The sequence below is a fragment of the Anabaena sp. FACHB-595 genome (assembly GCF_048568275.1).
Taxonomy (GTDB): domain Bacteria; phylum Cyanobacteriota; class Cyanobacteriia; order Cyanobacteriales; family Nostocaceae; genus Trichormus.
The window spans coordinates 4,719,307-4,735,238 of sequence record NZ_CP183473.1; the positions used below are offsets into that span (position 1 = coordinate 4,719,307).

Consider the following 15,932-nt stretch of genomic DNA (forward strand, 5'->3'; position numbering starts at 1 on the left):
CTCCTAATCCTTGTCCCAACTTTTTAGGGCGGTGGTGGTGGTTCTGGTGGTGGTGGTGGCGGTCGGTCTGGCGGTGGTGGGTCTGGTGGCGGTGGTGGGTCTGGCGGTGGCGGTGGCGGTGGGTCTGGCGGTGGCGGTGGGTCTGGTGGTGGTGGTGGGTCTGGCGGTGGCGGGTCTGGCGGTGGCGGGTCTGGCGGTGGCGGTGGGTCTGGCGGTGGTGGTGGGTCTGATGGCGGTGGCGGGTCTGGTTGTACGTTATTGATATTGTTATTGATATCGTTTATATCGCCATCATTACCTAATTGTTGACCATTCTGAAATAGAAATTCTCCTATGTCTACTAACGAATTGATGGGAAAATCATTTGTTATGAAATCATCTTCGTCATTATCTTCATCTATTACCTCAGAGGAGGTAGTACTTAGTTCTAAAAAAGCTGGGTTTTCCATCACCCCTTGACCCGCAACAGGTGACTGTGCTGCCAAGGCGGCCTTAATTTCCTCTCGAACAGCAATCATAGCTGGATCTAGTGTTGCTGAAGAGTTTTTGCCAGTTAAATCCAAACCTTCAGTCAAATCACTTGTTTCATAGAAATTTTGTAGATCAAAATCATATAAACTCTGAATTTTGCCTTTGACAAGAACTAAAAGTTGTCCTGCTTTTAGCGGTTGAGTTTGAGATGCGTCTTTGTTAGACACTGCTATCCCACTATTTGTTAGCGCACCAATAATCGTCGTATCCGTTTTTTGGTCATAACGAATGAATAGCGCGGAACCACGAATGGCGGCTGTTGCACTTGGTGTTTGAATACGTGTTTGTCCTCTTCCTGGTGGAATTAGCAGTAATACTGTCCCATTAGACAATCGAAAATTCCGCGTCCTGGGCATAAATTGAAATACTGCTTGTTCACCAACCCTTGCCAGAGAACCGTCGTTGAAACGCAAGTCCGCTAAAGAAGCTCGACCAGTTGATAACCCATCCCCTGGAATAATTGCATCCGATTTTTGTGCTGGACGTTTATTTCTAGATGCTCTTTGAATTAATTGGACAAAGTTACGAATGCTCTGAATCTCAGCACGAGTTAAGGGAGTATTGGCATTTACTTGAGGTGGCGAAATCAATACCATCACCCCGCACAATCCAAAGCAAAATAATGGGATAAGGTTCAAGCGCATAATTTTGAATTTAGAAAATTTAACTGAAACTAACCCCGCAAAACAAACTTAGTTTTTTAAATTATGATTTTGTGAATTTTATATTCTAGTTCGTTTTGACTATAAGTTCTCTCGTTTTTATCTACTAAATATAATATGAGGTTGTGTACATTTAAGTATAATATTAAGATTCATCTTTACATCGATTCATCAAGATGTATCTTCAAGGCTGGCAACATTTTTTACTGACGATTGTGGTTGCTTCTATTAGCGGAAGCGGCTTTTGCATCAAAGCAGATGCAGCAAAGGTTAAACAGTCTGATAGATTATATTGTCAGAATCAGATAGGCAACGAAGAAAAAAATTTTTATTTTGAAAACACAAATTCAACGATATGCCAAGTTAGCACTAACTCGTCTTTGTCTGAGTTAGATGGGTTTGATAGGGTATCTACACGACAGATCCTGTTAGATGTCATAGCTGCAAAATCGCTAACGCCTGAGGTTATTCCCGCTTATGAACTTCCTAATCTTAGTATTAGTCAGCAAAATAATGAATCTCCGCAGTTAGAAGGACAACCTGGGTTTGTTCCTCAACCTAACCAGAAACCGATGGAACCTTTATTAACCTCACCTCCACTAAATTATAGTGAAAGGTTAGAGAGACTCAGACAAAGGTTGCGGAAAGCAAAACAGCCAAGTTCGGAAGCGGAAAGTTACCGGGAATTAGGATTAAGGGTGAGAGAGAGAGCATTACCAGCACCGATTGAACAACCTCCACAACCTCCGACAGAGCGACCTAGAGATAAGTTTAAGCCCATAGGTTCGTTACAAGCTTATGTAGGCTATTTTCATACAGATAATATTTTTTCGTCTGATACTTCACCTATAGAAGATGGGTTATTTTTTTATGGGTTAAGACTCGCTTCAGCATATTTCCCCTTGGGAAGGAGTACTTATTTAAGTGGATCGATTGATGGCAACTTGATTCGTTATGTAGATCAACCAAAGTACAATTACAACCAATTAGTATTTAACTTGGGGATTTATCAACAGTTTTCCAAACGAATGTATGGTGAAATCGGTTGGAGTAATCAACAGTTTTTTCATGCTAAAAATAGCGATGTCTTCCAAGTGGGCGATCGCTTCCTAAATGAAAATTCCTTGCATTTATCTTTAGGAAGGAGAGATCCTCTCACCGACAAACTCACGCTAGATAGCTTTTACGAATTGAGTTGGAAGTTAGCTGACCCGGATGATCGTAGTCGGATCATGAACTCCTTCTGGTTATCTTTAAGTTATTCCCTGCAAAAGCCTTTACAGGTTGGGTTGAACTATCAGTTAAACTTATCAGATTTTACGGAGAGCGATCGCCAGGGCGTAGCCCATCGCACCGATCAATATCATCGCTTATATGGCAGCATTATTTACCGTGTATCTGGTTCTAGTAGCCTGAATCTTCAGACTGGCTTTAGTTTTGGTGATTCTACAGCAAGTAACATTGATTTTGAAAGCTGGTTTTTGAATATTAACTATCATTTGAAAATTGGGGAATTTTAGATTTGGTCAATTCAAAGGTTGTACACCAATGACCAATGACTAATAACTAATCCAATCACTCCAACTACCTGCGTACAGTTTACCTGTATGAATCCCGGCTACTTCCAAAGAGAGAAGGTTCACACAAGCTGTTACACCCGAACCACAGTAAACTAAAATTTCTTCGGCGGTCGCCAGATTTTGCCATCTTTGTTGATGTTTTGTTAGAGGAATTGAGTAGCCGCTACTATCTGTAACTTCCATCCAAGGATAATTGACTGCGCCAGCAATATGGCCTGCAATTTTATCAATTGGCTCTCGTTCACCTCGGTAGCGATCGCTCTCTCTTGAATCTACCAAAACGACCGTCGGTAAATCTTTACGATTTTTGACATCTTCAATATCTACTAACAGTTGTGTTTGTATTTGCGGCACAAAATTAGCTGTTTTGAGTTGAGGAATAACATCAGTAATAGGATAGCCAGCTTGTTCCCATTGGCTAAAACCTCCATTTAATACTGCAACTTGCTCATGTCCTAAATAGCGCAATAACCACCAAAGACGAGAAGCAAAAGCAAAGCGGGAGTCATCATAAGCAACAACCAAAGTTTTTTGAAACTCTATCCCCATACTTGCTAACTTCTGCGCTAACTCATCCGGGTTGGGTAAAGGATGTCTTCCACCATGCTCACCCACAGGACTTGAGAGATCCAAGTTTAAGTCTAGGTAATAGGCTCCTTCTATATGACTTGTTTGGTACTGCTGTTTTCCTAACTGTGGGTCGGCTAGAGAAAAGCGACAGTCAACAATCACAACATCTATATTGTGAAGGTTTTGCAAAAGCCAACTCGATGAAACAACCAATTGAGTATCTGTCATAAGGGACTTTTCCACTAAAAAATATCCTGTTTACTGAGCAGTGCTGAAGTATGGTCTCCTGCTTTATCTAAACTATAAATATTAACGTTTATCTACTCATGTCAGAATTGCAAAAATTTATACCCCAATCTACAGGAGATGGTTCTTTTACTTTTTTCTCCCAAGAATTTAATGAGGCTTTTCACAGCCATTTCGGAGCCAAACAGGAAAGTTTTTTCAAGTTTGTCAGTCCTACTCAGTTGGCTATAGCTGCTCACCAACCAGTTTTGCGCTTATTAGATATTTGTTATGGACTAGGATACAACACAGCTGCAGCTTTGGAGACAATTTGGGAAGTGAATCCCAGTTGTTCTGTTGAATTAATTGGTTTAGAACTGAATCTCTCTGTACCCCAAGCAGCTATTGAGCATCAGTTATTCGATAACTGGAACTACCCCTACACAGATATTTTGACTAGGTTAGCTTTTGAACAACAGGTGCAAACAGATTGCCTCAAAGCAAAACTGATCATTGGTGATGCTAGAAATGCTATTTGTGAAGTAAATCATTTAAATTTTCAAGCTGATGCTATTTTTTTAGACCCCTTTTCACCTCCTCAATGTCCGCAATTATGGAGTGTGGAATTTATTCAGCAAGTAGCACTGTGTTTACACGCGAGTGGCTTGTTAGCAACTTATTCTTGTGCAGCTGCGGTACGTACAGCACTGTTAATGGCAGGATTGCATATAGGTTCGACTCCACCAGTCGGTAGGCGATCGCCTGGTACTGTTGCAGCGCACCCTAACAGCTTTGAATGCAATATCCACTCAGTACTTCCTCCCCTTTCTCAAGCGGAAGAGGAACACCTTTTAACTCGCGCAGCAATTCCTTACCGCGATCCAAAACTTAATGATCCTGCTCATGTAATAGTGGCGCGCCGAAGACAGGAACAACAAGCCAGTTCCCTGGAACCTACATCACGTTGGCGGAAACGGTGTTTACCGCGATCCGTAATGAGTCCTGAGCTATAAGTTCTGGGTAAATTCCCGGAAATTATGTCCAGTGGCCTCTAATATATTCAGAGGCATCAATTCAGTAGTAATACTTAACTAGTTGTAGTTTAAAAAGATTTGCCGAGAACAAATGTAAAAATTTCAACAAGATTTCCAAATTTTCCTAAATAAATTGAGGTGTGCATATTAAGTTTGTATAATTTATGTATTGTAATATACAATATTACCTGTGAATTGAAATTATGTGATGATTTACTTAACGCTCTTAAAAGAAAATAAACACCGATTTTGTGCCATCGAAATAGAAACAAAGAAACTCAAACCTCCCAACCTGTATATGGATTGAACAATTATGAATTTTTCTGGCGCTATTATGTTAGTAAATATCAGTAAAAAACCTGATTTAACATTTGCGATAATTCATCATACTGGAGTTAGAAATAGGGAAGTTAGTAGAAGAATTATTTTCAGTACATTTTTTGGCTTTTGACCTCGCATAAAAATTCTGGTGTGTTAACTTAAGCAGTCAGCTTTACATAGAATCTAAAACTTTTGAAAAGTCGGCTGGATATATTCGGCTACGCAGTTTGGTTTGAAGTCGGGCGCTATTAATTTTTTAAACGATTGGGGTACTTCTGTGATTAAAAGGAGTGGTGATAATACAACCTCTACTGAACATAATGTTAGTGGGTCAGACCCCCCAAACAAATTAAATAGTATTAGTTCAAATCGCGTTTCCGGAGTACAAAACGCCAAAGATAGTTCCTTAGCATTGTCCAAAGAAGATTTTCTGGTTAGTGAAAGCACGCAAAGTACTACTTGGCTGACCTGTGGGATTAATTCTGGTTACAACTCTTTAATCTCTGGAACTTTACAAGCCCAAATTTCTCAAGTGAAAGGCTTTGATGCAGAATCGCCAAAAGTTTTAGTAGTCGATGATCACAGTGCTAGTCGGATGACGGCTGCTGCTCTTTTGGGTATGGAAGGCTACGCAGTAATTGAAGCAGATAGTGGTGCTACGGCGATAAAACTGGTAGGACAACAACAACCTGATCTGATCTTGCTGGATGTAATGATGCCGGAAATGGACGGGTTTGAAGTATGCCAATTACTCAAGCAAGATGAACATACTCGATTGATCCCCGTAATTTTTATTACGGCCTTGAATGATAGGCGATCGCGCATCCGAGGTATTGAAGTAGGTGCAGATGATTTCTTAAGTAAACCTTTTGACCGAGTGGAATTAGTAGCGCGTGTCAAATCTTTGGTGCAACAAAAGCGTTTGAATGAAGATTTAGACCATGCAGCACAAGTACTATTTTCCATAGCTAGCGCTATTGAAAGTCGTGATCCCAATACTGGCGACCACTGCGAACGCTTAGTTACCTTAGGACAAGCCTTTGGTGAGTACCTCACTCTTTCGCGCCACCAAATTCGAGATTTGATGTGGGGTGGCTATCTTCACGATATCGGCAAAGTAGGAATTCCCGATGCTGTGTTGCTAAAAACAGGCAAACTTACCCCTGAAGATTGGGTAATTATGAAGCAACACGTTTTAATCGGCGAAAAAATCTGTCAACCTCTACGCAGTATGCAGGGTGTAGTTCCCATCATTCGTCATCACCACGAACGTTGGGATGGTTCAGGTTATCCTGATGGACTCAAAGGGGATGAAATTCCTTACTTGGCGCAAGTCTTTCAGATTATTGATATTTATGATGCGTTAACTAGCGAACGTCCCTACAAAAAAGCTTATACTCCAGAAGAAGCATTGTGTATAATGCTGGATGAAACTGAAACGGGATGGCGTAATCCTAAATTGATGCAGCAGTTTGCGGAGTTTATTCTCTCACACCATAAGGATTCGGGGAGTGCTGAGTAGTGAATGCTGAGTAAGGAATTATCCCTAGTCCCCATGCTCCCTCATTAGCTGGTATGATTTGAGCCTAAATCTCAAAGTACCAAGCGCAAAAGCGCTATTTATTGAAAGCTAATAGCTAATTATGGTAGTCGTAGCAATACTAGCAGCAGGACGCGGCACAAGAATGAAATCGGACTTACCCAAAGTTTTACATTCTTTGGGTGGGCGATCGCTAGTTGAAAGAGTTATTGACAGTGTAGAACCGCTTTCACCTTCACGGCGACTCGTCATTGTCGGTTATCAGGCTGAACAAGTTAAAACAGGTCTCCAGTCTCCTAATCTGGAGTTTGTGGAGCAAACTGTGCAGTTAGGAACAGGTCACGCTATCCAACAATTGCTCCCCCACCTTGAGGGTTACAGAGGGGATTTGCTAGTACTCAATGGTGATGTGCCACTGTTACGCACTCAAACCTTAGAACAGCTATTACAAACTCACCAAACAAATCAGAACGCCGCTACTATCCTGACATCCCACCTACCTAACCCCAAAGGCTACGGACGAGTTTTTTGTAACGGTAACAATATTGTGCAGCAAATTGTTGAGGACAAAGATTGTTCTCCAGCCCAGAGGCAAAATCACCGGATTAATGCCGGGATTTATTGCTTCCGTTGGGAAAATTTAGCGCAAGTTCTACCCCATCTGGAAGCAAACAACGCTCAAAAGGAATATTACCTGACAGACGCTGTTACTCAAGTTGGTCAGGTGATGGCAGTAGATGTAGAAGATTATCAAGAAATTTTGGGGATTAACGATCGCCTGCAATTAGCTACAGCCTACGAAATTTTGCAGAGGCGAGTCAAAGAACAATGGATGATGGCTGGTGTCACTCTGATAGACCCTAATAGCATCACAATTGATGACACTGTAGAATTACAGCCTGATGTGATTATTGAACCCCAAACGCACCTCCGGGGCAGTACTGTGATCCAATCCGGGAGCCGCATCGGGCCGGGAAGTTTAATTGAAAATAGCCAGTTGGGTGCAAATGTCACAGTCCACTATTCTGTGGTGACAGATAGTACCATCCAAGATGGCACTAAAATTGGCCCTTATGCCCATTTGCGCGGTCATGCTCAAGTCGGTGCTAATTGCCGTATCGGTAATTTTGTCGAGTTGAAAAATACAGAATTAGGCGATCGCACCAACGTAGCGCACTTATCATATTTGGGTGATGCTACTGCGGGAACACAGGTAAATATTGGTGCAGGGACAATTACTGCCAATTATGACGGCGTGAAAAAGCATCGCACAAAAATAGGCGATCGCACTAAAACAGGTTCTAATAGTGTCTTGGTTGCCCCTGTAACCTTGGGTGATGATGTCTATGTAGCAGCTGGTTCAACTGTCACCGAAGATGTACCCAATGATTCCTTAGTAATTGCCCGGACTCGTCAGGTGATAAAACTGGGATGGCGGAGGAAGAGCGGGGAATCGTGAGCAGGGAGCAGGGAGCAGGGAGCAGGGGGAGAAATTACTTCAGGATTTTCGCCCAGTCCCCAGTCCCCAATCCCTAACTGACTTAAAGATTTTCGCCCAGTCCCCAATCCCCAGTCCCTAACTGATACTACCCACCTGCGTACCAACCGCAAGTTCTAATGTATCGCCAATCTTTTCGCCATCATGGAAGGCGGCGAGGATGATGTCACAAGTTTTACCCCAGGCGATCGCACCATTGGCATCTAAGGCGATCGCTCCGAAATCTCTTTTGTTGTCGTGTGCTTCGGCAAAGGATCGCTGCATAGAGTCTTGGAGGGACAATCCATCTGTGACACGAATGACAATCTTGGGGGCTAGGCACTCATCAATAATGTCTTCACCGATGCCAGTACAACTGACTGCGGCATAACTAGTAGCATAATTACCTGCTGGCATAGCAGAATCACTGACGCGCCCAATGCGCTCAAAGCCTTTGCCACCTGTAGAAGTACCTACTGCTAATTTACCATAGGTATCTAAAGCTACTACACCGATTGTACCGCGCCCAGCATTACTAGTTTCCAATAGTTCTGGTTCGGCTATTACCCCAGCCATTGTTCTTTTAAAATTATCTTGCCGTTCTTGTATCCATTCTTGTAATCGCAGCTCAGTTAAAGCATTGTAACTAGGGATTTGCATTTCCCTGGCTAATTCAGCCGAACCATAATCTGACAGCACTCTGTCTGGAGAATTTTGTAAAAATTGTGCTAACTCAATCGGATTTTTTACCCGTGAAACATTTATTACACCACTAAAGCGTCCTAATGCACCATCCATGATGGAAGCACTCATGCGGATTTGCCCATCAGATTGCAGCACCGAACCAGTACCAGCATTGAAGCGGGGTTCATCTTCCAACAGTTGACAACCGCGTACCACTGCCACAGAAGCATTCACTCCTGACAATAATAGAGCGTAGACTTCCTCTACTACTGCATGAAGCGTTTGGCGCACTGCTTCTAATCCACCTTTGCCGTGGAGAGAACTACCTGCTCCCCCATGAATAATTAATTTTGGTTGCACCTGTGACTTCATTTATACCCTGTGCTATTTGCGTTTTAGTTTGAATATTGGGTGTGTCAGTTAACTGTCAACTGATTCAATCCCCGGTTTTAGCCTCAGAACGGCGACGGCGACAACGTTCTGAGCAATATTTCACCTCGTCCCAGCAATCTTCCCATTTTTTCCGCCATGTAAAGGGACGTTGACATACCGGACAAATTTTTGTAGGCAGGTCAGATTTAGAACGAGTACGTGCCATATAAATACCGTACTGACTAGTGTTAGATTTCCAAAAGTGGTGGAAGATAATTATACATAGATTGCTACAAAGAGAGGATACACTTGGTGAACAATTGTGTTGTGTGTCCTCCTATAGACTGGTTTTGGGACGTTAGTTCAACAAGATATTAACATAGGCTGTTTATTTAATAGTTGATGCTATTTTTGCATTGCTCTATAGATAGATTTGATGATTATGGTCAGATAATCGACTTCTTCAAGAAGTCAGGTATCCAGTAACTCATTTGGGCATTAACTGCAATTTTGCCGACGTGTTAGCTGTTACCGTCTGCTGTTGCCAAAGCATTGGATGATATTCAAGTTTGCGCCAGGACTCAATCATGTCGTCATAGTGTTGATGGAAGGCATGACCTGACTGTCCAGGGGCGTGAATAGCTACTGAGTCATCGAGATTTGCTAAATCTACAATTATCCGCAGTGAAGGAATATCTGTGACTTCAAAGGATTGATTTGCTCGCCAACGGTTGGCATTGACGGTTTCTCCGTTACCCGACGTAGTAAAGGCACCACGGTTAAATAAAGCTTCGATTGGTGCAACTCCAGACTTACCCAAGGTGGCGTTACGAAAAGTGATGGTGTGCAGCTTTCCCCAATTCCAAGATTGAGGATTTTTACCTTGGAGGCGTTCTAGTTCGTCTACAGCTTTTGTAAAGGCTTGACGAAATATTTGGTCACGGTTCTCTACTTGACTAGTTTGGCGATTATCCCACCAATTACTGTTAGGTTGTTGGATAATATTCTCGATGACAGCATACCAGCGATCGCCTCCATCAGGAAAGTATTCTTTTGGTAGTTGTTCGTGGAATGTATCTGCTAACAAATGTTTCCAGAATACTTCAAATAAAGCAGCAGCAGATGATTGAGTTACTAGCTGTAAGTTCCAATTTTGAAATAATTTTTGTGCTGTTTGCAACCGGGAATCATTAAATGATATTTGTTGTAGTATCGGCACAATATTCTGTGCATTTAAATTGAAATTATCACCTTGTATCTGTTGTACATCTGGCAGCGAAATCTGTTTATCTTGCTGGGCAATCATATCTACAATCCGCTTTGCTCGGTAGCCATAAACCCAGTCTGTAGTTATTACATAAGGATATTGATTGGCGACTAAATTATTTGCAGTGACAATATAACCTGATGATGGATTGAAGCTTTGAGGTAACTTTTCAAAATCAATATAGCCTTGCCATTCATATTCATCTGTCCAACCAGGAACAGGATAACGTCCATTTCCCTTATTCCGAATAGGAAATTTTCCTGGCATTTGATAACCAATATTTCCTTCAATATCAGCGTAAACTAAATTTTGAGCAGCGATATCAAATTTATTAGCAGCAGTGCGGAAATCTTGCCAATTTTGGGCGCGATTTATTTGGGTAATTGCAGATGCTAAGTTTGATGGTTCTAAAGCTGTCCACCGCAAAGCCACAGCATAATTTTGTGGTAAGTTGACAGTTGATTTTTGATTAAACTGTTTTAAATTCGGTGAAACATCCGAAAGAATCGGCCCGTGTCTGGTGTAACGAACTGTCTGCACAATAGACTCTTTCCCAGCAACTTTGATTGTCTCTGGCAAAACCTGCATATCTACCCATTTGCCATTGACTTCATATTGGTTGGGGTTGTTGGGATTAATTTTTTCAATGTATAAATCCATAACATCGCCTTGAGTATTTGTCACACCCCAAGCGATGCGATCGCTATGTCCCACAATCACGCCCAGCATACCAGGAAAAGAAAACCCGCTCACGTTGTAGGGGCAATCATCCGTTTGTTTTATGCAGTGTAGTGCTACCTCGTACCAAATAGAAGGCATTTGTACTGCTAGATGGGGATCATTTGCCAATATCGGCTTACCTGTAGCTGTGCGTTCACCAGATATTACCCAGTTATTCGAGCCAATTCCTACTCCTGTATGGCCGATGAGTTTTTCTAACGCCACCATCGGTTTTTTGATTGATTCTAAGACAGGAGCAATTTCACCAACTTCTTTGATGACAGTTGTAATTAGTTGTTTCTCCGGCAAAGCCTGAGCTTGTAAATCAGGCAAAATTACTGGCAAATTTGCGGGATAAGGCGGAAAAAGTTCTTCTACCTGAGCAGGGGTGAGAGTTTTCAGCAAAATTGTCCGTTCAATTTCGCTTTGAAAATTTCGCCCCAAGTCGTAAGCCATCACCTTACCCCAAGTCAGGGAGTGCAAGATTTGCCAGGGTTCGGGTTTGTAACCAGGATTGAGTAATTGCAATACGGCATATTCTAAACTCAGGGCGCTACCTTGATGCTCTTGGATATAGGCATTGACACCATCAGCGTAGGCTTGCAAATCAGCCTTCATTACTGCATCCATCTGCTGGATTTCTTGCTGCGCTACCCTTCCCCAGCCCATCGTGCGTAGATATTTATCAGTTTCCACCTGGGAAGCACCAAACATTTCTGCCAGTCGCCCAGACCCGATGTGCCGCCAAAAGTCCATTTGCCAAAAGCGGTCTTGAGCATGAATATAGCCCTGAGCCATGAATAAATCATGGGAATTGCTGGCGTAGATGTGGGGGATTCCCCATTGGTCGCGTTTGATGGTAACTTCAGATTTGATTGAGGATAAAGCGATCGCTCCATTTTCTACAGGGAAAGAACGCCGTACAGTATAGAATAAAAATCCCAACAATAATATACATAGCACCACTAGCATAATTACGGTAATCTTTATTCCCTGATACAAACTATTTTTTCTGAAACTTTTCATATTTGGGTGCTGTGCCATCGTCAATCAAATCACTGGGACATTATACAGCTTGCCGTCTCATCTCTCGTAAAATGTCTTACGTGAATTTTTGTTTTGTACTTAGGTATAAATAATTTTGTCAAGTAAATTCACCAGAGTTTTATTTATTGACATAAGTATGAATATTGATTTTTTTGTATTAAAGAATAAATTCTTTGAGTAACCCATCTATATCTACTATTTTTGGAAAACTTTTAATTGACAAAGCTTATAAGTCTATGCTATTTGAACTTAACTAGAGAAATTACTGAATTATAAAATTTAATAGAATTAAATATTACAATACAAACTTATTACTTGAGCAATGGGATCTGACAAAATCAACCACTGTCACCTATACCGATGTATTTCACAAGACTGTGTAATAAAAATATCTAGTATTGATCATATTTTCTTCCATAACAAACTAGTCAAGGCGTGCTAAGTTTTAAATTCATTCCTAATTCCGTTCGCGGTTTGCCTCATGCGTCTGCTAGATTTACACCCACAACACCTGGAAGAATTAGTCAAGGGTAGTGGTATAGAATTACACTTGTCACAGCTTAACTTTAGATCCCTCCAAGGCGTAAGCGCCTATGAGCATCTATTAATTTCCGAACACCTACCCCGTACCAACACGGGAATGGTGAAAAGTGGCTGGTTGCAGCGTTATAGTCATGTTACGGCTGGAGGTTGGTGGTGTTCTGGGTTAGATCCTCTCAACAATTGGCAAGGTATGGAATGGGGGTGCTTTAAGCCAAATCAACCGCGCACGAATCAAAATGGCAAGTCTATTAAATATGAACATCCCCCCAGCACAGCAACACGGATATTCTGTCTACGAGTGACATTAGAGATATGGCGACAAGTCTCAGGGCGTTACAATTTTCCTATCCCTGGAGATATCACAATTAATTCCCAAGGTGAAGCGGAAGGCTTTTGGCAATGGGTGATGGAACGCAACATACCAGTCATCATTTGCGAGGGAGCCAAGAAAGCTGCAACATTATTATCTCAGGGATATGTGGCGATCGCTATTCCGGGGATTACCAGTGGTTATAGAGTTGTTAAAGATAAATTTGGTAAAGTCACTAGTCGCCAGCTAATCCCTGATTTAGCTGCATTTACAACCATAAAGCGTACTTTTTATATCTGCTTTGATTATGAAACTCAACAGAGAAAAATAGCAGCTGTTAGTAACGCTATTTCCCAGCTTGGTTGTTTATTCCAAGCAAAAAAATGTCCTGTAAAAGTTATCGAACTTCCAGGTTTAGAAAAGGGTGTAGATGAGTTAATTGTTGCTAAAGGCGCAAGTGTTTTTGAAAAAGTTTATCGTCAAAGTGTGGATTTAGAAATTTATCTCGCTCAAATCAAACCCCACAGCGAATTAACGATTCCAGCAGCCATCACAGTAAATCGCCCATATTTAGAAGAAATCCCCTTCCCTAACTCTGGATTAGTTGGTGTCAAATCAGCGAAAGGTACAGGAAAAACGACATCGTTACAAGCGGTCGTCCAGCAAGCTAAAAGTATAAATAGACCTGTATTATTAATTACTCATAGAATTCAGTTAGGGCGTTTCCTTTGTGAAAAAATTGGTATTCAATGGGGTCTTATTAATCATGCAGAAGGTTTAACAAAAAATAGGGATTGGCTAAGAAAAATAGAGCCACAATCTGTAGGATTATGCGTTGACTCTATCTGGAAATTACGCCCAGAAGAGTGGCAAGGGGCAATTATTATTTTAGACGAAGTTGAGCAGTCTTTGTGGCATCTCCTCAACAGTAATACTTGTAAACATAAACGCGTCAGAATTTTAAAATTATTTCAACAATTAATTTCTCTAGTTTTATCGACAGGTGGCTTAGTAATTGCCCAAGATGCTGATTTATCGGATGTATCTTTAGAATATTTACAAGGTTTATCAGGCTGTAAAATCATACCTTGGGTATTAGTAAATCAATGGAAGCCACAACGAGGATGGGAAGTAACCTTTTATGATTCTCCTAACCCTATACCCTTAATTCAGCAGTTGGAATTAGATTTACTTGCAGGACGTAAATGTTACGTAACTACTGATAGCCGTGCTGGACGTTATAGCTGCGAAACTATTGAACGTTATCTCAAGGAACGTTTAGAAAAATTGCGATATGAGTTTCCCAAAACCCTAGTAGTGAATAGCCACACAACTAATACTCCCGGTCATGCGGCTGTCGATTTTGTTGCAGCTATTAACGAAAAAATTACTGAATATAGTAATGTGTTTGTAACTCCTAGTTTGGGAACCGGTATTAGTATTGATGTGCAGCATTTTGACCGCGTATATGGCATTTTCCAAGGCGTAATTCCTGATTCAGAAGCACGACAAGCATTAGCTAGAGTTAGGGATAATGTGCCAAGAATTGTCTGGTGTGCTAAACGGGGAATTGGTTTAATTGGTAGTGGTAGTACAAATTATCGTTTACTATCTGATTGGTATCAGGAAAATCAAAAAGAAAATTTAGCTTTGCTTAGTCCATTACATAAAATAGATGTAGACTTACCCTTAGTTTATGACCCTATTCATTTACGAACATGGGCTAAATTGTCGGCAAGGGTTAATTCTTCTATTCGTCTCTATCGCCAATCGATGGAAGAGGGATTAACTACAGATGGGCATCAAATTCGCTTGCGGAGTAATGCAGTTCACAATAATATTATCCGAGATTTACGCTTGGCATTCCTCGCAACTGAGCCAGGTGATTTAAGAGAACGTCAAAGATTAGTTTTAGAAATTGTCAAAGTCCAGAAGGATTGGGTAGAGAAAAGGCAAAAGGGTAAAGAAATTAAGCGTCAGATTAAGAAAATTAAGCAGCAAAATCAAATAACCGCAGCCACTAATGTAGCCAATGCTAAAGATATTGATTATTTAGAATACGAACATCTTTCAGGCAAGCATTCTCTAACTGATGAAGAACGCCATCAAATTCAAAAATATAATCTCCACCAAAGATACGGTATCTTAGTCACTCCTTCGCTCAAGTTAAGAGATGACCAAGGATATTACACTCAACTGTTAATTCATTACTACCTGACCCATGAAAGTGAGTACTTTCAAATCAGAGACCAAAAAGAATGGCATCAACAATTATCCTGGGGTAATGGTAAAGTTTTTCTGCCAGATTTAAAAACGTATACTTTAGAAGTTGAGGCAATGAGAGCCTTAGGAATGCCACAATTTATTGACATAGAACGAGAATTTACTGAAAATGCCTCTGACTTAATCTGGTTGAAAGATGTGGTCTTTCAACATAGTAGGCATATTAAAAGAGTTTTGGGTCTTGACTTTATTAGATGCCAAGAAAAAATTACAGCAATCAAGGTTCTTAGCCGGTTACTCAATTTGTTGGGATTGAGATTGAAAAGAGTTAACAATATTTATCAAATTGATTTAGAGACATTTAACGATGAGAGGCAAAACATATTTTCAGTTTGGCAACAACGAGATGAGGTCATATTAACTCAAATCAATAATATGAGACGCGAAAAATATAATTTACTCTCAAACCAAAATCCACAAGCGAAAAATACAAATTCGGTCATCTCTACTATGGTTTCCCTATTTTAGAGACCATTTATAAAATAAACCTTTAGACGACGCAGCATAATACAACTCACAACAGCATCACTTATTTCAGAGAGATGCTCATAATCCTTGCTGAGAAAACGGTCAAAGCTAGCAGGTAATGTCTCAGAGCGCGATCGCTTTAGCCAAAAACACTCCGCGACAAGCAGACTAGCGAGATAATGGAGTCAATGGGTAAATTTGTATCGCCTGGTAAAGGCTTCAAGCGTATGCTTTGCAACACAGAGAATTTACCAACTGAGGCGATCATGTAGTCAGAGTATTGAGGAAAGGCAAGGGA

At 41.0% G+C, this 15,932-nt stretch carries 10 protein-coding genes; 5 read left to right on the forward strand and 5 right to left on the reverse strand.

The genetic code is table 11. The features are described 5' to 3' along the window. Positions 1-23: 23 nt before the first annotated feature. On the reverse strand, positions 24-1,127 hold the full coding sequence (locus tag ACN222_RS19585) for a FecR family protein (RefSeq protein ID WP_231865481.1): 1,104 nt from the start codon (positions 1,125-1,127) through the stop codon (positions 24-26). A gap of 242 nt (positions 1,128-1,369) precedes the next feature. On the opposite strand from ACN222_RS19585, the gene ACN222_RS19590 reads away from it, so the two are divergent. Continuing rightward, positions 1,370-2,713, forward strand: a complete 1,344-nt coding sequence (locus ACN222_RS19590; protein WP_010998058.1) for a hypothetical protein — start codon at positions 1,370-1,372, stop codon at positions 2,711-2,713. A 39-nt stretch (positions 2,714-2,752) separates the two neighbouring features. Here the strand turns inward: ACN222_RS19590 and ACN222_RS19595 are convergent, their stop codons facing one another. Further along, positions 2,753-3,571 (reverse strand): sulfurtransferase, encoded by an 819-nt coding sequence (locus ACN222_RS19595; RefSeq protein WP_044521989.1) that lies wholly within the window; start codon positions 3,569-3,571, stop codon positions 2,753-2,755. Positions 3,572-3,669: 98 nt separating this feature from the next. Here ACN222_RS19595 and ACN222_RS19600 point away from each other — a divergent pair, with 98 nt between their 5' ends. The 3 genes from ACN222_RS19600 (at position 3,670) to glmU (ending at position 7,922) form a co-directional block, all read left to right on the forward strand. Next, positions 3,670-4,581 (forward strand): tRNA (5-methylaminomethyl-2-thiouridine)(34)-methyltransferase MnmD, encoded by a 912-nt coding sequence (locus tag ACN222_RS19600; RefSeq protein WP_010998060.1) that lies wholly within the window; start codon positions 3,670-3,672, stop codon positions 4,579-4,581. Positions 4,582-5,200: 619 nt separating this feature from the next. Next, positions 5,201-6,445 carry a response regulator gene (locus ACN222_RS19605; RefSeq protein WP_010998061.1) on the forward strand — a complete coding sequence of 415 codons (1,245 nt, stop codon included), beginning with the start codon at positions 5,201-5,203 and terminating at the stop codon, positions 6,443-6,445. A 121-nt stretch (positions 6,446-6,566) separates the two neighbouring features. After that, positions 6,567-7,922, forward strand: a complete 1,356-nt coding sequence (gene glmU, locus ACN222_RS19610; RefSeq protein WP_010998062.1) for a bifunctional UDP-N-acetylglucosamine diphosphorylase/glucosamine-1-phosphate N-acetyltransferase GlmU — start codon at positions 6,567-6,569, stop codon at positions 7,920-7,922. A gap of 117 nt (positions 7,923-8,039) precedes the next feature. Here glmU and ACN222_RS19615 read toward each other — a convergent pair whose 3' ends face one another. From ACN222_RS19615 to ACN222_RS19625, 3 genes are all read right to left on the reverse strand, one after another. Beyond that, positions 8,040-8,996, reverse strand: a complete 957-nt coding sequence (locus tag ACN222_RS19615; RefSeq protein ID WP_010998063.1) for an isoaspartyl peptidase/L-asparaginase — start codon at positions 8,994-8,996, stop codon at positions 8,040-8,042. A 64-nt stretch (positions 8,997-9,060) separates the two neighbouring features. After that, positions 9,061-9,222, reverse strand: coding sequence for a DUF2256 domain-containing protein (locus tag ACN222_RS19620; protein ID WP_010998064.1), 162 nt, complete (start codon positions 9,220-9,222; stop codon positions 9,061-9,063). A gap of 261 nt (positions 9,223-9,483) precedes the next feature. After that, positions 9,484-12,009, reverse strand: a complete 2,526-nt coding sequence (locus ACN222_RS19625; protein ID WP_044523212.1) for a penicillin acylase family protein — start codon at positions 12,007-12,009, stop codon at positions 9,484-9,486. A 502-nt stretch (positions 12,010-12,511) separates the two neighbouring features. On the opposite strand from ACN222_RS19625, the gene ACN222_RS19630 reads away from it, so the two are divergent. Then, positions 12,512-15,634 (forward strand): plasmid replication protein, CyRepA1 family, encoded by a 3,123-nt coding sequence (locus tag ACN222_RS19630; RefSeq protein ID WP_044521991.1) that lies wholly within the window; start codon positions 12,512-12,514, stop codon positions 15,632-15,634. Positions 15,635-15,932 lie beyond the last annotated feature (298 nt).